The following is a 17,443-nucleotide window of genomic DNA, read 5'->3' on the forward strand; positions in this document are numbered from 1 at the left end:
TCAAATGATTGCGTGGTTATTTACAATTCATGACGAAAGATAAGAGGCGCACTTCGCCCTGTCTAACACTGAAACGCTATGATTTATAACTAATTATCCTTAGCAAAGGATCGGCAATATAATCCCATTTTATGGCTATGAAGCAGTGGTTTCCGCTGTCTGATGATGGTTGGTCAGCATGCTGTCTGCGACCCAGCTTTTCAATCGCGAGGTTCTGAACAGGCGTCACACCTGCGCGGTATTCGCCGGCTGAAAGGGAACGATGATAGTGGCCCCGTACCGACCACCATGCAGGGAGTAAGGCTCCCTGGCGGTCAGTTCCGGGCAGACGTTAACGCTCCTTCACCGCTGGGGGCAGCAGGGAGGGTGCGGTTTCGGTTAGCGGCAACCAGAGCCGCTCGGGGTCATTAAATCCCTCTTCGACAAGGGCATAAAAGCGGCTGGCGTGGAGACCATCGACGAAGGCATGGTTAAACCGCCCGGCCACCGGGACAACGCCATTCTGCAGTTTTCCCCAGGTGAGCGCGGGGACCGCCGCGCCGACGGCATATTCCGCATGGGTCATCGAGGTGAAATGGAGCCATGGCAGACAGCTGGCGCAGATAAAATGCTCGCCATCGACGATGAGCGGCGCCGGGGATGTCTCTCTTGCCGCGACAATCTTCGGCGTGGCCGCGGCGCTGAAGGCGGTGAACTCGGGGGCGTTGTCGCACCACACCTGACGGAATCCCTCTCCGACGGTCATCACCGGCGTCATTACTGCCAGACTGTCATATTCAATCACCTCATCGTTCCGCACGCGCTGGCGTAGCTGCGGTACCCCGTTGGCCGCGCGCAGCAGGGCATAGAGCGCGAGCTGAAAAAACGAGACCCGACGGTCCTTCGCACATTCGTACAGGCGCTGCGCCGCTATCGGCACGCAGAGATTAAAGCTGGGGTTGGCGAATTGGCGGTAAAAAGTGAAATGATCCCGGCGGGGCCAGGATGCGGTGTCGATAATCCGGTAATGTGCCATGGATGCCTCCTGAATACTGGCGTTCTGCTGACTATGCGACGATTTCGATCAGGTTGCCATCGGGATCGGCGATCACCGCCTCAAAATAGCCGTCGCCGGTGGTGCGCGGCGGCGAAATCAGTATTCCGGCGGCCCCGGCGCGTTGGGCGATGGCATCGACCTGTTCCGCCCCGCCCACCGAGAGGGCCAGATGCGCCCAGCCGGTATGGTTGTTATCCGCGCTGGCCTGCTGCAGGCCAGGCTTGGTCATCAGCTCGATCACCACCTCGTCGTCGATAGTAACAAAATAGGAGGCAAAGCCGGGGTTGGTCTGGCTAAGGTATTTTTCATTGATGCTGGCGGCAAAGAAGTCCACCCAGAAGCGGGCCTGGACGTCGAGCTGTTGGGTCCACAGGGCGAAATGGGCAATTTTCATGGTAAACCTCCGGGCAGGAACGTTGACAACCAGAGCAGGGCAGACGATCATGCTTGCTACTGCTCGGTTTTGATCATTTAAGGATTGTGTTATGCTCGATTATGCTGCTTTCCCTCAACAGCGACAAGCGCTGATTTGCCAGATCCTGCAGGAAAACGGCAGAGTGGTGTGCGCGGAGCTGGCGGCGCGTCTTCAGGTGTCGGAGCATACCATCCGCCGCGATCTGCATGAGCTCAGCCGCGAGGGATTCTGTAAAAAGGTGTATGGCGGGGCGGTGCTGAGTCTGCCGGAAGCGGGGGATTACAGTGAGCGGAAAGATAAAAACCGCGCGATAAAGCTCAGGATCGCGCAACAGTGTGCCCGGCTGGTGAAGCCCGGCGGCACTATTTTCATTGATACCGGGACCACCAATCTGGCGATGGCCGAGGCGCTGCCCACCGAGCTGGCGCTGACGGTGGTAACGAACTCGCCGGAGATCGCCGCGGTACTGGTGAAAAAACCGCTGTATGACGTGGTGATGCTTGGCGGCCAGGTACAGCGCGCGAGCGGCGGTTGCGTCGGCGCCGCGGCGGTGGCTCAGGTGCAGGGCATGTTATTCGACCAGGGGTTTATCGGCGGCTGCGCGATGGCGCCAGAGTCGGGCCTGACCGGCTTTGACTATGCCGACTGCGAGTTCAAGAAAGCGGTCATTAAACAGTGCAGCGAAATTATTGTTGGTCTGACTTCGGATAAAATTCCGGCCGCAGCGCGGTTTGTGGTGGCCGCCAGCAGCGATATCGATGTGCTGGTGGTGGAAGAGAATATCAGTCGCGAATATCGCGTTGCCTTTCAGCAGCACGATATTCGCATCTATACCGTGTAACCCGCTAGCGGGTGAGGGAGGTGGCGATAAGCCGCAGGCCCAGCGCCCCCAGCACCGTCGCGGTGGCGATGTCGATCCGCCGCTTCAGCCGCAGGTAGACGCGGCGCGGGCGGTCGGCAGACAGCACCAGCGCCACCAGCGAATACCAGCTGACGTCGATCAGAAAGCTCATCAGCGGCACGATGTAATAGAAGGCGGTGGGGATCTGCGCCGGCAGCAGGGCGGTAAAAATTGAGGCGAACACCAGCGCAGTTTTGGGATTGCTGAGCTGAGTATACAGCCCGTCGCGGAAGGTCTTCAGCAAAGAGCGGTTGCCGGCCATCCCGCTGGCGGAAAAGTCCATCGGCTGCGCCGACCCGCGAAAAATTTTATAGCCCAGCCACAGCAGATAGAGCCCGCCCGCCACCTTCAAACCAATAAACAGCTCCGGCACCGCGGTGAGCACCTTCTGCAGGCCCAGCATCGCCATAATGGAGAAAATGGCCGCACCGGCGCCGGTACCGAGGGCGGTCACCATACCGTGCAGACGCGAGCGAGCGACGGCATTGCGCGCGACAAAAATAAAGCTTGGGCCGGGACTGATCACGCCCATGATCAGCACCGCGGCAATGGCCATCAGGCTGGATAGGAACATAGCGACTCCTGTTATGTCCGCCGCAGGCAGGCGGTCGGTAACGTGTGGACGGTTGGAGCAGACAGAGTAGCAAACTGGTTCAGGAAAGCACGTCAAAAAGGTGTGTATTAGACGGGGAGAAGCAGGCGTTGGCGGCGCGCGTTTTCTGCGCAACTGTTTGAATAACGATTCCCATTCTTGTCATCGATGGTAAACTGAATAACTGTGATCTTTGTCATACCGTAATAACTACAGAGAAGAGACACTGCTATGCAACATATCATTGAGGGCTTCCTCAACTTCCAGAAAGAGATCTTCCCCCAGCGTAAAGAACTCTTCCGCAGCCTGGCCTCCAGCCAGAATCCCAAAGCGCTTTTCATCTCCTGTTCTGACAGCCGTCTGGTGCCGGAACTGGTTACCCAGCAGGAGCCGGGACAGCTCTTTGTCATTCGTAATGCCGGGAATATCGTGCCGTCTTTCGGGCCGGAGCCGGGCGGCGTTTCCGCGACCATCGAATATGCCGTGGTTGCGCTGGGCGTGACGGATATCGTGATCTGCGGCCATTCCAACTGCGGCGCGATGAAAGCGATCGCCACCTGTCAGTGCCTTGAGCCGATGCCGGCGGTGTCTCACTGGCTACGCTATGCCGATGCCGCGAAAGCGGTGGTGGAAAAGAAAACCTGGGCTAGCGAAACCGATAAGGTCAACGGCATGGTGCAGGAAAACGTCATCGCCCAACTGAATAACATCAAGACCCATCCTTCGGTGGCGGTTGGTCTGCGCGACCATACCCTGCGCCTGCATGGCTGGTTCTACGACATCGAAACCGGCGATATTCAGGCGCTGGATAAAAACACGAAATCCTTTGTTTCGCTGTCGGAAAATCCGGACGTCTTTTTCGAATAAAGTCTTTCCAGGGCACGGAGGCCCTGCAAACCCTCACCACGCCACGCAAATTTTGCCAAAATGGGCGCCGCTTTGCAGACAGCGGAAGGCCTCCGACTGATTCGCGGCGACAGACCTCTCCGCTTTACGCCGACAAGCCGCAGATAATCCAGCCAATCGGGTATTTATTGCTATCAGGCTCTTTTTGTGCTGAGAGTCAGTATTGTCCGGGATCCGGCGAATGCCGCATGGACCTGCCGGGAAAGGTCAGGAAGGGGAAAAACTAAAGCGCCGTCCAGGCGGCGCTTTAGGAAACGTTTAGGGGCAAGGGTTTATTTGCTCAGTTCAGCCGTCATATGAACACGGTTGTTAAATTGGGCGCTGGTAATTTTATAGGATGCACCCTGTTCTGCGGCCTGGGCGGCAATTTTAGCTTCCGCGCGGTCCAGCGTGGAGGCAGTGGCGCTGACGCTCTGAGCAAAGCTGGCAGCAGAGAACAGAGACAGCGCAGCAACAGCAACGAAAGTTTTGATGAATTTCATGGTCGTATTCCTTAATTTGGTGTCTGATAAAGGGCCTGTTGCCCTGATGTGATAAAGAATACGCTTGATTGCTGGAGCCTAAAATCAAAACAATTTGCGAAACTATTTCAAATAATATGAATGATTTTCCGCCGGTCGCGAGTCTGCGCGCGGCGGCAGGGTTGCATTAGCTGCTGTGGTCAGGCATCGGAGGTCGGCAGACAGGCGACTAAAAGAGAGCCTGTCGGTCATGAAATGATGAAAATGGCTATGACTGACCAGGCGGAAATTCACTTTAATCCTTTCCAGGCCGTTATAGACCCGCTTGCGATTAATCCCCAGCGTAGCGGCCATTTGATGAACCGACTGACCCTTCATGGTGGCATCAATCATCCGCATCTCCAGGCGGTTGAGCGGGGCTCGTTGACGGAAAGAAACGCTCTGACGTTGGTGACGCGGCACGAGTGGCCAGCGGCGCTCGGCCAGGCAGCGCAGAAGGCGGTTCACTTCACGTACCGCTTCGCGCTGGCTGACCCACAGTAGGGTATCCGCGAAAAAGGCGCGTCCGCGCCTTACATTGCCGGCTGACGTAAAGCCAATGACCAGGCCCTGAAAGTGCTGAGCGATTTCAGCGGCAGCCAGGTAATCATGATAGTTTTCCAGTGACAAAATAATCACATCCAGCCCGGACAGTTCTGGAAGATGGCTGAGGGGCAGGGAGTGAATAACCTTTAATTCGGGCGCTGTTTTCTGAATATCCCGAAAACACTGGGCGATACCGATATTAAAATAAATATTATTGCTGTGAATTAAAATATTCAACGAATAAACCCTGTTGCTGGCGATGTAAACGGCGCGGGGAGGGGATTAGCTGCGTACCAGAAGCTTATTCATATCAGCAGGCGAAGTGTTTATATAATTCATCATCCCCGGCGGTTTGTATGAATAAATTTCGGCTACGTAAACGTTATTAATATAATACCCCGCGCACTTAACGCGGATGATTAACGCGCTCTCCACGCCAGCCTGGTGTAAGCGAGACTTTAAGCTCTGAATAACCTGCCATAGGCGCTGCGCGGAAGGGCGGAGATTATTTTTTTCCCAAACGTTAATCATTAACTCTTCATCGCTGACCAGACGTTCTCTGCCGTGCGCCAGCAGGTACTCCAGTAAACAGGCCATGGTGCTGCGTAGCTGGACTTGCGTCCGTGTCCCGCGCAGCGTGATAATTTCCCGATGATGCAGGCAGTAGAAAATATTATCCGCTAACTTATAGCCAAGTAGTTTATAGCCTTTAGTCATCCACCACTCCCTGACAAATCCTCTTCTTGCCGGTGCAGAGTACCTGCCCGCTGCTGACTGACCAAGTGAATTTTATCAGTTAGAATAATCAAAACAAATAACCACACAGCCATACATAACTAGAATAAAAATCTGATAATATCGCTTGATTGTGTTGTATTATGCGGTATAGGAAAAGTCTTAATCAGGCGACTGGCGAAGGTAAGCGCTTGAAAATATAGGTGGCATCGAAAAATAAATGCACTTAAATTGATTTGGATCAATTTAAGCTATTTCAGAGGGCGATGACCATTTACATTCTAAAACAAAGATTGAAATAACTTCCGTTACGCGGTGATACGCTAATTCTGAACTTGTGGAACTACCCAGGGAATGTTTCATTTTTTTTTAGGAGCGTTTTTATGGTCATTGCAACTCGTAAGCCTCTGTGCAACAAACGCTGGTCGGCCAGCCCGGCCTCCCAGGATCTTCAGTTGACTCAGCTACGTCACCCGTGGGTCGCCACCAAAGCTAGCTGCAAAAGTAAAAAAGGCTGGAAGAGCCGCGGTTAACGGCTCGTCCACTTTCCCGGACAAAACGCCCCGGTCGTGCTCATGCCGCGACCCGGGTTTTACTGTGGTCATTGTTCTGCTCAACGATCACACCGAGCGCAGACAATAGCCTGAGGCGGTGTTCTCCACTCTGGCGAATCCCGGCAGGCCAAGATGCATACCGGCAATCAACCACCGTTCGCTGGCGGCCTGGCGCAGCAGGATCTCCCTGGTACGCCGGGCCTGTTCAGGATCGACGTCGAAGGCGACCGAGGCTTCTGGCCGCGCAGACTGAATGGACGGGAAATGGACGATATCCCCCCAGATCAGCAGCGAGGTATCGCCCGCTTCGAGACGATACCCGGTATGCCCGGGCGTATGGCCGGGCAGAGGGCACGGGCGGATCCCGGCGATCACCTCCTCATCATCAACCCCGCTGATTTGCGCCGCGCAGTTCGCCAGTACACGGCGAACAAGCAGCACGTTGCGCCGGCCGCGATCGCTGGCGTTGTCGAACGTGGATGTTGCCAGCCAGTAAGCGCTTTCCCGCGTAGGCAGGAACACCGTGGCGTTGGGATACGCTGGCGTACCAGCGGCGGACAGCAGGCCGCCGATATGGTCCGGATGGGCGTGGGTGAGAAGGATGGCGTCGATCTCCTCGGGACCAACGCCGAGCCGCGCCAGATTGGCGATAAGTTCGCCGCCAACGCCATTGGCTCCGCCGGTGCCGGTATCCACCAGCACCGTATTCCCGCGACCGCGGATCAGATAGGCGCCAATCGCAATGGTCTCTGGTGAGGCTAATCCTGAATGCCGCTGCAGATGTTCCGCCTCCTCCCGTGAGATACCCGAGAGTAAGGACAGCGGCGCTGACATCAGACCATCACTCACGGCAGTCACCGTCAGGTCGCCAGCGGTCAACGTATAAAAGGGAGCAGGTGACATGGCGACCTCACGCGCGCTGCGCCGGGTTGCGTAACCGGGCGGTGATGGGCTGATAGATAAAGACGGCGGCAGTCGTGGCCAGGTGATGCAGGTTGTCTCGTGGGAGGATGGCGGCATACCGGGTTTGTTCAGTCGCCAGGCCGCCTGGCTGCAGGTGTATCGGCGCAGCGACGGGCAAGTCCTCCGCGGTATCGCCCAGCAGCAGCACTTCATCCGGGGCAACCTCCCGCAGCGTATTATTCGTTAGATAGAGATGGCGATGCCAGTCGGCGATCGCCGATTGCCAGCGGGCAAAATGGCCGCCGCCGTTGCGGCGGTAGGCGTCGCTGTCGATGACGGTAGCATCGTGGATATCGTGCAGCGCCAGGTAGCAGGGGCAGCCCTCGCTAAGAGCGCGGAAGCGCTGGGAGGCGTAGAAACCGGGCACAGAGACCAGCGCCGGTAGTTTTTCCTGATTGTAAAAGGTATTCCACGCCGCTTCACTTTGGGGATCGGTGTAGGCGCATTCGACGACATAGAGCATAGTGACCTCGATGAACAGATGATGTGGCGCACAAGGCGCTTTAGTGAGTTTTCATCATCCTATCGGCTAAAAATGGTGCTGAAAAACGATGTTAATTCAAGGCTTAGTGATATTCTGTCACTGACTTTCGGTGAGCCTGCACAAGGAGCATTGGCTATGCGTCGTAAAATCCCCAGCAGCGCTGCGCTACTGGCTTTTGAGGCCGCGGCTCGTCACGGCAACTTTGCCCGCGCGGCGGCGGAGCTCGCGTTAACGGAAGGGGCCATCAGCCGGCAGATTGCCCGTCTGGAAGCGCTCCTCGACAGTAAACTCTTCGACAGGACGGGGAGCCGGGTGCGGCTCAATCCGGCAGGCGCCCGCTATGCTCGTCAGGTCCGCGAGATCCTCGCTCGTCTGGAACGGGACACCCATGACGTCAGCGGGATGCCCGTCGATGGCCGCAGCCTGGAGATCGCCGTGCTCCCCACCTTCGCCAGCCGCTGGTTAATTCCCCGGCTCGGGCGCTTTGCGGCGCAGCATCCGCATATCGTGGTCAATATCGCCGCCCGCAGCGATCCCTTCATTCTGCCGGGAAGCGGATTTGATGCCGCCATCCATTTTGAACACCCGGCGTGGACCGGAATGGAGGTGACGTTTTTATTTGCGGAGTATTTGCTGCCGGTCTGCCATGCTGCGCTGCTGACGGATGACGATCTTCCGGGGCTGCTTAACCGGCTAACGCGCATTCACCGGCGGCAAAACCCGGACGCCTGGCTGCACTATGCCCGCGAGTGCGATCTGGCGCTGGATAACCCCGCCCAGGGGCCGCGCTACGATCTGCATGAGATGGCGATCGCCGCGGTACTTAGCCAGCAGGGTGTGGCACTGGTGCCGAAGATGTATGTGGAAAGCGAGCTGAGCGCCGGAACGCTGGTTGCCCCGTGGCCGGGCTCCCCGACGCTGGCTAAGCGCTTCTGCTTGATCAAACCCGGCGGCGGGGAGGGGGAGCCAGCGCTGCAGATGTTTGAGCGCTGGCTGCAGACGGAGATTGCGGCAGGTTAAGTCAGAGCTGGCCGGGAGACATTTCGCGCCGCCCGCTGGCGGGCATATTTGCCCGGCGATATCCCGGTATAACGGGTAAAAGCTACGCTGAACGCGCTGGCCGAGCCATAGCCGATGCGCTCGGCGATATCCGCAATGCTGATGCCCGTCTCGCTCAGCCACTGCATGGCCAGGGTCATTCGCCAGCCTAACAGATAGCCCATCGGGGTCATCCCGGTCAGGTCGGTAAAGCGTTCAAATAACGTCGAGCGAGACAGCGCGCAGTCGGCGGCCAGGGCGTTGACCGTCCAGCGTCTGGCGGGGGCCTGATGCAGCAGACGGATTGCCTGGGCGACCCGCGGGTCGCTCAGCCCGCGCATCAGACCGGGGGTCGCGAGCGTGCCGGAGGAACGGATGGCCTCGATAAAAAGCAGCTCAACCATTCGCGCCAGAACGAAAGATTTGCCCGCGCGATCCGCCTGCGCTTCCTCTTTCAGCAGCCCGACAAAGATGGCCAGCCGCGGTTGATTGCGGACCACCACAAAGGCTGGCAACAGCGAGGCCAGCAGGCTGGCGTTCGTTGAACCGGAAGCGCAGTGGCCAATCAGCGCCTGCATCTGCGCAGGCTTGTCGAGGGCGCCCAGACGAAAGTGTCCCTCCGCCAGTTGCACCGGGATGGTTTCCAGCGCCGGTGAAGGAGGCGGGGTCAGGCTGGTTAGCGAGAAGCGGTACGCCGCCGGGATCAGAATAAAATCCCCGGCGCGCAGGATCTGCGGCTCATGCTGGTCAATTTCCAGCCGACAGCCGCCTTCCAGCACGACGCCATAAAATGACAACCCCTGATCCGAGCGCCGGACTCGCCAGTCTCCCGCCCCCTCGATGGTTTTGGTCAGCACCGCTCTGAGATTTAACATCGCGATGACCTCCGCCAGCGGATCGCTCATTTCCGGACTCCTGCTAAAGAATGATGGATTATTGACCCTATATCGTCCGGCACGGCCTGTCTATGATGAAAAGGAAGAAGCCATTCGGAGACAGAGATATGCAAACGATAATGATCACCGGCTGTTCATCGGGTTTTGGCCTGGAGACGGCGCGTTATTTTCTCGAGCAAGGCTGGAAGGTTATTGCCACGATGCGCGCTCCGCAGGAAGGTGTGTTACCCGCCAGCGACCGCCTGCGGCTGGTACGTCTTGACGTCACTTCGGCGCAGAGTATCGCAGAGGCCATTGCCGAGGCTGGAGAGATTGATGTGCTGGTTAACAACGCCGGGGTGGGGATGCTTAATGCCCTCGAGGGCGCCCCGCGCGAGGCGATAGCCAACCTGTTTGCCACCAATACCCTGGGAACGATTGCCATGACCCAGGCGGTGATCCCCCGGTTCAGAGCGCGCCGAAGCGGGACCATCGTTAATATTACCTCGGCGGTCACCCTGCAACCGATGCCCCTGCTGGCTGTCTACACCGCGAGTAAGGCGGCGGTGAATGCCTTCACAGAGTCGCTGGCGCTGGAGCTCCGTGCTTTTAATATTCGCGTCGGGCTGATCCTCCCGGGACGCGCCCCGCAGACCCGGTTCGAGGAAAACGCCCGCCGGACGATGGGGCAGCTCCCGGAGAGCTATGCGGCGCTCGGCCAGCAGATCTTCGACAGCATGCAGGATAACGCCAGCGTGACGCAGGCGACGGATGTCGCTCAGGCCGTCTGGCGAATGGTGCATGATGCTGATGCCCCTTCGCGGCTGCCGGCAGGGGAAGACGCCCTGGCGATGGCGCAGGCCAGTCATCGCCTTGTCTGAAGGCAATATGCGGGACTTGTCTGTCAGACGGTGGGTGCGCAAGCTGCCGCTGCGCTTTATGGTCGGGGAATATTATCCCTGTCAGGATCGCCTGGATAATATGAGCTGTTATACGATATACGGTCGGGGGAGATTTACTGATATAAATCAGGACAGCAATGTATTTCATGGTGCGTTTTCGTAGCTTATTCTGGATGTGTGCGATCCGTCCGCTATATTATTAGATGATCAATGGCTCAGGTCATTTATATGTAAATTCTCAATGTAATTCGGGCGTTAATCTTAAAAAGTTAGTCTGGCCCGGTCGGGGCTGGACTTTCTTTATTTTACTGTGGCATGGTTTCCTCCCGGTTGTACCGCGCGCTCGCTTTTTTACACCAGGGAATAGTTTTCAGTATGGAATATTGTTGTTACGAAGCCACCGCTTCCGCCCTGCGTCCAGACGGCCTCCATCTCTCGTCTTACAAAATATTATCAGTTTATTTGTTTTATTCTGTTTATCGTCTTTTTCAGCATTACGCAGTCACTCCCGATCTGAACCGAGATTCCGCTGAATTCAAACTGAATATACTCCGGCAGTACGCGGATACGAACGGGATTTTCTTGTGCATGTATTGCTGAGCGACTGCTATTCCGGGCGTTAAATAAAAGATCACCGTTCTGCCTTACCCAGTGCGCTTTGGATTCCTGTAGGGAGACAGCGACGGGCGGTAGCGTTCGCGAAAGCAGGCGGGTGCGATAGCGCGGCCAGTGGGTGGCGAAGGGTAACGAATGGAGGTCGTAATGATGAATTTTAACGCCAGAAAAGATGGAGTGAAGCGATGAGGAACAGGCTGACAAACGATGCAACCAGTTTGGTAAAGCAACCGCCGGGGCAGTCACGCTACCGGATGGTTGTTCACTGGGGGGGCGCAATATCGACAGCCTGCTGAATCAGCAACTGTTAACCCATATGGCGGCAGGACCGAAGCCGCAGCACCTGACGCGGAGCGGGATGAGGAAGAGGGGAACGCCTCAAGAGGAGTGTCCGCTTTTTTTGCAGGAAGTCTTGCCGGATTATTATTATCCGTTGGAGCTGAAACATCCAGAGCAATATACACGTCCCGATATCTGAAGCGCAGAAATCCGGTACTGCATGATAAACTGCAAAATCTGGGAGATCTGGATCTTCTGTATTTTCTTGTTGAGGATATTGTAAAACCTTTCGAAACAGCGTGTATGGTCAGTGATAAGAATCCAGCAGAATTTAACAAAATATGTGAATATTTCTTTGGTGGACTATGAATATAAAACGAACATTACTCATCCTGCTTTCCCGTGTTATCAGAGGGGCTGGGATGGGATTAGGTGCTTCAGGTATCGCGCTGGCTGGCTGGTTCTTTTTTTTCTCAGTAAATGAATATAAATTTCTCTGGGGTTTACTTTCAGTTGTGGAATTCCTGGTGGGGTATCTGATATATCGATTTGCATATGCATATATTTATGATGAATGGAATGATTATCATTAAGAAATTAAACGGCGTGGTCTGTTGATCGATTTTTGATGCTCATTAAAAGGGTTGGCTTCCTTAGCACTCATGTGGACTAGTATGGACTATGCAAGGAAAACGCTTTGCCAAAACACAACATTTTAAGTCAGCAATACCAACGGGGAGCAGGTGATAAAATTCAGGAATTACAGAAGGAAAGATGATTGGTGCGTCTGAATGGACTCGAACCATCGACCCCCACCATGTCAAGGTGGTGCTCTAACCAACTGAGCTATAAACGCATTATGGTGCGTTCGATTGGACTCGAACCAACGACCCCCACCATGTCAAGGTGGTGCTCTAACCAACTGAGCTACGAACGCAATGTTGTGGTGACAACGGGGACGCATATTAGCGGCAGGGAGGGGATGTGGCAAGAGGTAAACGTCACTTTTCTTGCACATTGCATGCGATTGCGGAACTTTTACTCATTCCGGATATATTTTACTGAACCACAAGGATATTTCTTCGCCAGCGAGCATCACGGGTCTTATTTTTCAGCCAGTCCAAACCTGCGCGGAAGGGTTGCCGATGTGTTAAATTATCGGCCACCAGAAGAGAAGGAGTCATAACGAAGATGAAATCGATTGGTATTTTCTGCGGTTCTTCAGCTGGCGAACATCCGCTGTACCTCGAAACCGCCCGTCTGGTTGGACGTACGCTGGCGCAGCAGGGGTTGGCGCTTGTCTATGGCGGCGGCAAAGTTGGTCTGATGGGGGCGGTCGCCGATGCGGCGCTGGAGGCCGGTGGCGTGGTGATCGGCGTGATGCCGCGCGGCCTGGTGGAGCGGGAAATTGCCCACCGCGGCTTGACGGAGCTGCATGTGGTCGAGGATATGCACGAGCGGAAAACCAAAATGGCGGCGCTGGCGGATGGCTTTATTGCCCTGCCGGGCGGGGCGGGGACGCTCGAGGAGATTTTCGAACAATGGACCTGGGCGCAGCTGGGGATCCATGAGAAACCGTGCGCGTTCCTGAATATTAAGGGTTATTACGATCCGCTTCAGGCGATGGTCGATAACATGGTACGGGAAGGGTTTATGCACCCGCGCTACGCGGAGATGCTGCCGTTCGCTACCTCGGCAGACGAGATTATCGCCGGTTTTCGCGACTATACGCCGCCGGCCCGAAAATGGGTTCAGCAGCCAGCTATTTAAACATCAAGCGCAGGGTAAACAGCGCGCAGACGATGAGCAGTAACAGCAGCAATTCGAAGCGATAGCGTTGCAGCATGATGTCCTCCTGAAAAAAAACCGGCGCTGTTCAGCGCCGGTTTATCACCTTAACGCCCTGACCATTATGCCGCCGGTTTAACCGCCGGTTTAGCTGCATGGTGCGTCGTTTTATGGTGTTTCTTCGCCGCCTGCGCTTTCTGCGCTACTGCCGGTTTAGCAGCGGCTTTATGGTGTTTCTTCGCCGCCTGGGCTTTTTGCTCAGCAGCCGGTTTCGCAGCGGCTTTGTGGTGTTTCTTCGCCGCCTGCGCTTTCTGCTCGGCTGTCGGTTTCGCGGCCGCTTTGTGATGTTTCTTATGGTGAACGGTAGTATGGCTGGCTGCTGCACTCGGGGTGGTGCTTGCCGCATCGGCAGCGAAAGCAACTGATGACAGACCCATAGCAGCGGCAACGACCAGAGCTAATACTTTTTTCATTCTGAAATCCTCGACTTGGTTTCTTGAGTAACCCCACTGCGGGGCTGTTGGCAACACTATAAGCGCCTGCCGGGAGGCTATCAGTGAGTCTTTGGTGTCAGGGAGTAACGGAATGTACAACGCGCCGTTATAGCGAAGAACGAAAAAGCCCGCCGGAGCGGCGGGCTTAGACAAGTTAGCGCGCAGCGCGCTGTAAGATGATGCTGGAAGGCTGGCGCTGCAGAAAACGCATCCGCAGCATCATCATGATGGCGGCGGAGGTCAGACCGATGATAAATCCGCACCAGAAACCGGCAGGTCCCATGCGGGGCACAATCATATCGGTCAGCGCCAGCAGATAGCCGCTCGGCAAACCCAGCACCCAGTACGCGGTAAAGGTAATGAAAAAGATAGACCGCGTATCTTTATAGCCGCGCAGAATGCCGCTGCCGATCACCTGAATAGAGTCGGAGATCTGATAGATAGCCGCCAGCAGCATCAGGTGCGAGGCCAGCGTCACCACCTCGGGATTATCGTTATACAGCAGCGCAATCTGCTTACGCATCAGGACGGTAAAGATAGCGGTAAATACCGCCAGGCAGACCCCCACGCCCACGCCGGTGCGGGCCGAAACCTGGGCATCGATCGTTGAGCCCTGGCCAAGGCGGAAGCCGACGCGAATGGTGACCGCCGCCGCCAGCGACAGCGGCAGAACGAACATCAGCGAGCTGAAATTAAGCGCGATCTGGTGACCGGCGACGTCAATGATCCCGAGCGGGGAGACCAGCAGCGCGACGACGGCAAACAGAGTGACTTCAAAGAACAGCGCCAGAGCAATGGGCAGCCCCAGCTGCACCAGCCGTAACAGGACGGCAAAATCAGGGCCGCTGAAGCGCTCGACGCAGCGGATATCGCGCATCGTACGCGCCCGGCGCACCCACCACAGCATGCTGGCGAACATCACCCAGTAAACGGAGGCCGTCGCCACACCGCAGCCGACGCCGCCCAGCTCGGGCATGCCGAAATGACCATAGATAAAAATATAGTTCACCGGAATGTTGACCAGTAATCCAATAAAGCCCATGACCATCCCGGGCTTGGTTTTTGCCAGCCCTTCACACTGGTTACGGGCGACCTGGAAGAACAGATAGCCCGGAGCGCCCCACAGCAGCGCGCGCAGGTAGCCAACCGCCTTCTCTGCCAACAGCGGATCGATGTTATGCATGGAGCTGATGATGTATCCGGCGTTCCACAGCACGACCATGATCAGCACCGAGACAAAGCCGGCCAGCCAGAAGCCCTGACGCACCTGCGGCGCGATACGCTCTCGCCGCCCGGATCCGTTAAGCTGCGCCACCACCGGGGTCAGCGCCAGCAGAAGGCCGTGGCCGAAGAGGATCGCCGGCAGCCAGATGGAGGTCCCGATGGCCACGGCGGCCATATCCGTGGCGCTGTAGCCACCCGCCATCACGGTATCGACAAAACCCATCGCCGTCTGCGCCACCTGCGCAAGGATGACGGGTATAGCCAGAGCTAATAACTGACGCGCTTCAACGAAATACTTCTGCACGTGAACACCTTCGAATTGTTGTTATTTTGAGACTAAAAAAGCCGCCGTAACTGGCAGCAAGGGGATAAAAATGAGGAATTTCCAGTCTATTGTAGCGAGGATTGGCTATTAAGCCAGTGAAAAAAGAGTCGAGGCACGAAGCGCGCTGGCAACCGCTTTGCCCTCCTGTTATTGTTCCCGATAGCGAAAGCGGTAATGATACCGTCATGATTTTCAACAGGAGCCAAACATGTTTACTGGTATTGTTCAGGGAACCGCGAAAGTGGTCTCCATTGATGATAAACCCAATTTTCGCACTCACGTGGTTGAGTTACCGGCACATATGCTGGAGGGGCTGGAAACCGGCGCCTCGGTAGCCAACAACGGCTGCTGCCTGACGGTGACCGAAATCAACGGCGCGCGCATCAGCTTCGATCTGATGAAAGAGACGCTGCGGATTACCAATCTTGGCGATATTCAGGTCGGCGATGAAGTGAACGTCGAGCGAGCGGCGAAATTTAGTGATGAAATCGGCGGGCATTTAATGTCCGGCCACATTATGACCACCGCGGAAATCGTGAAGATTCTGACTTCCGAAAATAACCGTCAGATCTGGTTTAAAGTGCAGGATCCAACGCTGATGAAATACATCCTCTATAAAGGATTCATCGGTATTGACGGCATTAGTCTGACGGTGGGTGAGGTGACGGCGACCCGTTTCTGCGTACATCTTATTCCGGAGACGCTGCAGCGGACCACCCTGGGAGCGAAAAAACTGGGCGATCGCGTCAATATTGAGATTGATCCGCAGACCCAGGCGGTTGTCGATACGGTCGAACGCGTGCTGGCCGCGAAAGAGATGGCGGCTAAGGTCAATGAAGCCTGAAAAAAAATCCCCCGCCGATAAGCGGGGGAGTGTTATTTAACGGGCGACGCGCAGTCCATGTTCAATACCGCGCGAGAACACCACCTGCCAGAGCTGAATGTCGCGGGCGCGGAAGGCGCCGGCGCAGGCGTTCAGATAATAGGTAAACATGCGTTTGAAACGCTCAGAATAGTTATCGGCAATTTCCGGCCAGCTGGCGAGGAAACGCTCATACCAGGCCATCAGGGTCGTGTCATAATCGGCGCCGAAGTTGTGCCAGTCTTCCATCACAAAATGCTTCTCGCTGGCTTCGGCAATGTGACGCACGGAAGGCAGGCAGCCGTTCGGGAAGATATATTTATCGATCCACGGGTCAACGTTATGGTCGGTGACCTTGGAACCAATGGTGTGCAGTAAAAAGCGGCCGTTGGGTTTCAAATTATGGTCGGCAACCTCAAAGTAGGTAGCGTAATTTTTCGGCCCCACGTGCTCAAACATGCCAACGGAGACGATGCGGTCAAAGCTGTCGTGCAGATCGCGATAATCCTGGAGACGAATCTCTACATCGAGATCGGCGCAGCGCGCCTGGGCCATTTTTTGTTGCTCGGCGGAGATGGTTACACCCACGACGCTGACCTGATAATTTCGCGCCATATATTCGGCGAGACCGCCCCATCCACAGCCAATATCCAGTACCCGCATGCCTGGCTCCAGCTCCAGTTTGCGGCAGATGAGATCCAGCTTAGCCTGCTGGGCGGCCTCGAGGCTCTGCGCCTCTTTCCAGTAACCGCAGGAATATTGCATATAGGGATCAAGCATCCGGCTGAAGAGATCGTTGCCGAGGTCGTAGTGCTCTTTACCGACAATCCAGGCACGTTTTTTACTTTGTAGATTAAACAGACGAGCGCCTGCGATGCGGAGTGTGTCTTTGAAATGGTGTGGGAGCTGCTTTTCCAACCCGGCGCGTAACACCTTGTGGAAGAATATATCCAGACGCTCGCATTCCCACCAGCCGTCCATATAGCTTTCGCCTAAACCCAGCGAACCTTCCTGCAAAACCCGTTTAAAAAAGAGAGGATTTTTAACCCGCAGGTCGGACGGCGCGGAGCCATTGATTTCAATTCCCGCACGGCCTAATAATTCAGCTGCAATCCGGTACCAGTCATCATTTGGTACACTTACTTCTTCTATACACGATGAACTCATAGCTTCTCCATCACGCCCAAGTGATCAGAACCTTAAAACAGCGTAGACGCTTTTTTGGCTTTGTGAGAAATCTCACGGATAATCCGTGAAGTCGCTATCCGACGTAAACAGAGGAAGGGAGATAACCCTTGCCGAAAGGCCTTCCATGGTGAAACGGAGGCATCCTGCATCCGTTAATCTGTAACTATTTTCTATTTATGTGAACCCGGATCCAGTATAGGACGCTAAGTACTGGCTTTCAA

Annotated in this window: 20 protein-coding genes, 2 tRNA genes and 1 pseudogene; 9 read left to right on the plus strand and 14 right to left on the minus strand. The window is 55.7% G+C overall.

Features of this window, described 5'->3' with window-relative positions; genetic code table 11:
• Positions 1-331 precede the first annotated feature (331 nt).
• Positions 332-1,015: a CatA-like O-acetyltransferase, family 1 gene (locus HMPREF3140_RS01880; protein WP_023342771.1), complete on the minus strand. Its 684-nt coding sequence runs from the start codon at positions 1,013-1,015 to the stop codon at positions 332-334.
• Between the two features lie 31 nt (positions 1,016-1,046).
• Entirely contained in the window at positions 1,047-1,430 is a 384-nt protein-coding gene (locus HMPREF3140_RS01885; protein ID WP_023342772.1) for a VOC family protein, read from the minus strand.
• A 91-nt stretch (positions 1,431-1,521) separates the two neighbouring features.
• On the opposite strand from HMPREF3140_RS01885, the gene HMPREF3140_RS01890 reads away from it, so the two are divergent.
• Complete coding sequence (locus tag HMPREF3140_RS01890; RefSeq protein ID WP_004184291.1) at positions 1,522-2,292, plus strand: DeoR/GlpR family DNA-binding transcription regulator; 771 nt, start codon at positions 1,522-1,524, stop codon at positions 2,290-2,292.
• 4 nt (positions 2,293-2,296) lie between these two features.
• On the opposite strand, the gene HMPREF3140_RS01895 is transcribed toward HMPREF3140_RS01890, so the two are convergent.
• Entirely contained in the window at positions 2,297-2,926 is a 630-nt protein-coding gene (locus HMPREF3140_RS01895; protein ID WP_002907812.1) for a LysE family translocator, read from the minus strand.
• Between the two features lie 249 nt (positions 2,927-3,175).
• Between HMPREF3140_RS01895 and HMPREF3140_RS01900 the strand changes: the two genes are divergently transcribed.
• Positions 3,176-3,811, plus strand: coding sequence for a carbonic anhydrase (locus tag HMPREF3140_RS01900; RefSeq protein ID WP_002907811.1), 636 nt, complete (start codon positions 3,176-3,178; stop codon positions 3,809-3,811).
• 311 nt (positions 3,812-4,122) lie between these two features.
• On the opposite strand, the gene HMPREF3140_RS01910 is transcribed toward HMPREF3140_RS01900, so the two are convergent.
• From HMPREF3140_RS01910 to HMPREF3140_RS01920, 3 genes are all read right to left on the minus strand, one after another.
• Positions 4,123-4,332: a YdgH/BhsA/McbA-like domain containing protein gene (locus tag HMPREF3140_RS01910; RefSeq protein WP_002907807.1), complete on the minus strand. Its 210-nt coding sequence runs from the start codon at positions 4,330-4,332 to the stop codon at positions 4,123-4,125.
• Between the two features lie 102 nt (positions 4,333-4,434).
• Positions 4,435-5,133, minus strand: a complete 699-nt coding sequence (locus HMPREF3140_RS01915; protein WP_032411653.1) for a hypothetical protein — start codon at positions 5,131-5,133, stop codon at positions 4,435-4,437.
• Positions 5,134-5,178: 45 nt separating this feature from the next.
• The gene (locus tag HMPREF3140_RS01920) at positions 5,179-5,613 is read right to left on the minus strand and encodes a winged helix-turn-helix domain-containing protein (protein ID WP_004143863.1); all 435 of its coding nucleotides are present in this window, start codon (positions 5,611-5,613) and stop codon (positions 5,179-5,181) included.
• A gap of 401 nt (positions 5,614-6,014) precedes the next feature.
• On the opposite strand from HMPREF3140_RS01920, the gene HMPREF3140_RS28540 reads away from it, so the two are divergent.
• On the plus strand, positions 6,015-6,164 hold the full coding sequence (locus HMPREF3140_RS28540) for a hypothetical protein (protein ID WP_002907802.1): 150 nt from the start codon (positions 6,015-6,017) through the stop codon (positions 6,162-6,164).
• Positions 6,165-6,251: 87 nt separating this feature from the next.
• On the opposite strand, the gene HMPREF3140_RS01930 is transcribed toward HMPREF3140_RS28540, so the two are convergent.
• Positions 6,252-7,088, minus strand: coding sequence for an MBL fold metallo-hydrolase (locus HMPREF3140_RS01930; RefSeq protein WP_004180178.1), 837 nt, complete (start codon positions 7,086-7,088; stop codon positions 6,252-6,254).
• Between the two features lie 7 nt (positions 7,089-7,095).
• Positions 7,096-7,611, minus strand: a complete 516-nt coding sequence (locus HMPREF3140_RS01935) for a DUF4286 family protein (RefSeq protein ID WP_014907478.1) — start codon at positions 7,609-7,611, stop codon at positions 7,096-7,098.
• Positions 7,612-7,767: 156 nt separating this feature from the next.
• On the opposite strand from HMPREF3140_RS01935, the gene HMPREF3140_RS01940 reads away from it, so the two are divergent.
• Positions 7,768-8,652, plus strand: coding sequence for a LysR substrate-binding domain-containing protein (locus HMPREF3140_RS01940; RefSeq protein WP_032411651.1), 885 nt, complete (start codon positions 7,768-7,770; stop codon positions 8,650-8,652).
• Here HMPREF3140_RS01940 and HMPREF3140_RS01945 read toward each other — a convergent pair.
• Positions 8,649-9,575: an AraC family transcriptional regulator gene (locus HMPREF3140_RS01945; RefSeq protein ID WP_032411649.1), complete on the minus strand. Its 927-nt coding sequence runs from the start codon at positions 9,573-9,575 to the stop codon at positions 8,649-8,651. The genes HMPREF3140_RS01940 and HMPREF3140_RS01945 overlap by 4 nt on opposite strands.
• 98 nt (positions 9,576-9,673) lie before the next feature.
• Between HMPREF3140_RS01945 and HMPREF3140_RS01950 the strand changes: the two genes are divergently transcribed.
• The 3 genes and pseudogenes from HMPREF3140_RS01950 (at position 9,674) to HMPREF3140_RS01960 (ending at position 11,934) form a co-directional block, all read left to right on the plus strand.
• On the plus strand, positions 9,674-10,426 hold the full coding sequence (locus HMPREF3140_RS01950) for an SDR family oxidoreductase (RefSeq protein ID WP_032411647.1): 753 nt from the start codon (positions 9,674-9,676) through the stop codon (positions 10,424-10,426).
• A gap of 1,014 nt (positions 10,427-11,440) precedes the next feature.
• Positions 11,441-11,710, plus strand: a pseudogene (locus tag HMPREF3140_RS29535) (hypothetical protein); the annotation flags it as partial.
• Positions 11,707-11,934, plus strand: a complete 228-nt coding sequence (locus tag HMPREF3140_RS01960; RefSeq protein ID WP_077250274.1) for a hypothetical protein — start codon at positions 11,707-11,709, stop codon at positions 11,932-11,934. The pseudogene HMPREF3140_RS29535 and the gene HMPREF3140_RS01960, both read left to right, overlap by 4 nt.
• A gap of 186 nt (positions 11,935-12,120) precedes the next feature.
• On the opposite strand, the gene HMPREF3140_RS01965 is transcribed toward HMPREF3140_RS01960, so the two are convergent.
• Positions 12,121-12,197 (minus strand) — tRNA-Val (locus HMPREF3140_RS01965).
• A gap of 4 nt (positions 12,198-12,201) precedes the next feature.
• A tRNA-Val gene (locus tag HMPREF3140_RS01970) sits at positions 12,202-12,278 on the minus strand.
• A gap of 254 nt (positions 12,279-12,532) precedes the next feature.
• Between HMPREF3140_RS01970 and HMPREF3140_RS01975 the strand changes: the two genes are divergently transcribed.
• Entirely contained in the window at positions 12,533-13,111 is a 579-nt protein-coding gene (locus tag HMPREF3140_RS01975; protein WP_004175848.1) for an LOG family protein, read from the plus strand.
• Positions 13,112-13,251: 140 nt separating this feature from the next.
• Here HMPREF3140_RS01975 and asr read toward each other — a convergent pair whose 3' ends face one another.
• Together asr and mdtK are read right to left on the minus strand one after the other, a co-directional pair.
• Positions 13,252-13,602 (minus strand): acid resistance repetitive basic protein Asr, encoded by a 351-nt coding sequence (gene asr, locus HMPREF3140_RS01980; RefSeq protein WP_023280185.1) that lies wholly within the window; start codon positions 13,600-13,602, stop codon positions 13,252-13,254.
• A 175-nt stretch (positions 13,603-13,777) separates the two neighbouring features.
• Entirely contained in the window at positions 13,778-15,151 is a 1,374-nt protein-coding gene (mdtK, locus tag HMPREF3140_RS01985) for an MdtK family multidrug efflux MATE transporter (RefSeq protein ID WP_004151201.1), read from the minus strand.
• A 229-nt stretch (positions 15,152-15,380) separates the two neighbouring features.
• On the opposite strand from mdtK, the gene HMPREF3140_RS01990 reads away from it, so the two are divergent.
• Positions 15,381-16,016 (plus strand): riboflavin synthase, encoded by a 636-nt coding sequence (locus tag HMPREF3140_RS01990; RefSeq protein ID WP_002907792.1) that lies wholly within the window; start codon positions 15,381-15,383, stop codon positions 16,014-16,016.
• 36 nt (positions 16,017-16,052) lie between these two features.
• Here HMPREF3140_RS01990 and cfa read toward each other — a convergent pair whose 3' ends face one another.
• Positions 16,053-17,201, minus strand: coding sequence for a cyclopropane fatty acyl phospholipid synthase (gene cfa, locus HMPREF3140_RS01995; RefSeq protein WP_032411641.1), 1,149 nt, complete (start codon positions 17,199-17,201; stop codon positions 16,053-16,055).
• Between the last annotated feature and the right edge of the window lie 242 nt (positions 17,202-17,443).

Origin of the sequence: Klebsiella sp. HMSC16A12 (genome assembly GCF_001808265.1) — a bacterium.
In the GTDB taxonomy this organism is placed as follows: domain Bacteria; phylum Pseudomonadota; class Gammaproteobacteria; order Enterobacterales; family Enterobacteriaceae; genus Klebsiella; species Klebsiella pneumoniae.

Excerpts from the sequence above, each read along its gene's own strand:
- HMPREF3140_RS01880 (WP_023342771.1), bottom strand. The coding sequence starts at position 1,015 with ATGGCACATTACCGGATTATCGACACCGCATCCTGGCCCCGCCGGGAT.
- HMPREF3140_RS01885 (WP_023342772.1), bottom strand. The coding sequence starts at position 1,430 with ATGAAAATTGCCCATTTCGCCCTGTGGACCCAACAGCTCGACGTCCAG.
- HMPREF3140_RS01890 (WP_004184291.1), top strand. The coding sequence starts at position 1,522 with ATGCTCGATTATGCTGCTTTCCCTCAACAGCGACAAGCGCTGATTTGC.
- HMPREF3140_RS01895 (WP_002907812.1), bottom strand. The coding sequence starts at position 2,926 with ATGTTCCTATCCAGCCTGATGGCCATTGCCGCGGTGCTGATCATGGGC.
- HMPREF3140_RS01900 (WP_002907811.1), top strand. The coding sequence starts at position 3,176 with ATGCAACATATCATTGAGGGCTTCCTCAACTTCCAGAAAGAGATCTTC.
- HMPREF3140_RS01910 (WP_002907807.1), bottom strand. The coding sequence starts at position 4,332 with ATGAAATTCATCAAAACTTTCGTTGCTGTTGCTGCGCTGTCTCTGTTC.
- HMPREF3140_RS01920 (WP_004143863.1), bottom strand. The coding sequence starts at position 5,613 with ATGACTAAAGGCTATAAACTACTTGGCTATAAGTTAGCGGATAATATT.
- HMPREF3140_RS28540 (WP_002907802.1), top strand. The coding sequence starts at position 6,015 with ATGGTCATTGCAACTCGTAAGCCTCTGTGCAACAAACGCTGGTCGGCC.
- HMPREF3140_RS01930 (WP_004180178.1), bottom strand. The coding sequence starts at position 7,088 with ATGTCACCTGCTCCCTTTTATACGTTGACCGCTGGCGACCTGACGGTG.
- HMPREF3140_RS01935 (WP_014907478.1), bottom strand. The coding sequence starts at position 7,611 with ATGCTCTATGTCGTCGAATGCGCCTACACCGATCCCCAAAGTGAAGCG.
- HMPREF3140_RS01940 (WP_032411651.1), top strand. The coding sequence starts at position 7,768 with ATGCGTCGTAAAATCCCCAGCAGCGCTGCGCTACTGGCTTTTGAGGCC.
- HMPREF3140_RS01945 (WP_032411649.1), bottom strand. The coding sequence starts at position 9,575 with ATGAGCGATCCGCTGGCGGAGGTCATCGCGATGTTAAATCTCAGAGCG.
- HMPREF3140_RS01950 (WP_032411647.1), top strand. The coding sequence starts at position 9,674 with ATGCAAACGATAATGATCACCGGCTGTTCATCGGGTTTTGGCCTGGAG.
- HMPREF3140_RS01960 (WP_077250274.1), top strand. The coding sequence starts at position 11,707 with ATGAATATAAAACGAACATTACTCATCCTGCTTTCCCGTGTTATCAGA.
- HMPREF3140_RS01975 (WP_004175848.1), top strand. The coding sequence starts at position 12,533 with ATGAAATCGATTGGTATTTTCTGCGGTTCTTCAGCTGGCGAACATCCG.
- asr (WP_023280185.1), bottom strand. The coding sequence starts at position 13,602 with ATGAAAAAAGTATTAGCTCTGGTCGTTGCCGCTGCTATGGGTCTGTCA.
- HMPREF3140_RS01990 (WP_002907792.1), top strand. The coding sequence starts at position 15,381 with ATGTTTACTGGTATTGTTCAGGGAACCGCGAAAGTGGTCTCCATTGAT.
- cfa (WP_032411641.1), bottom strand. The coding sequence starts at position 17,201 with ATGAGTTCATCGTGTATAGAAGAAGTAAGTGTACCAAATGATGACTGG.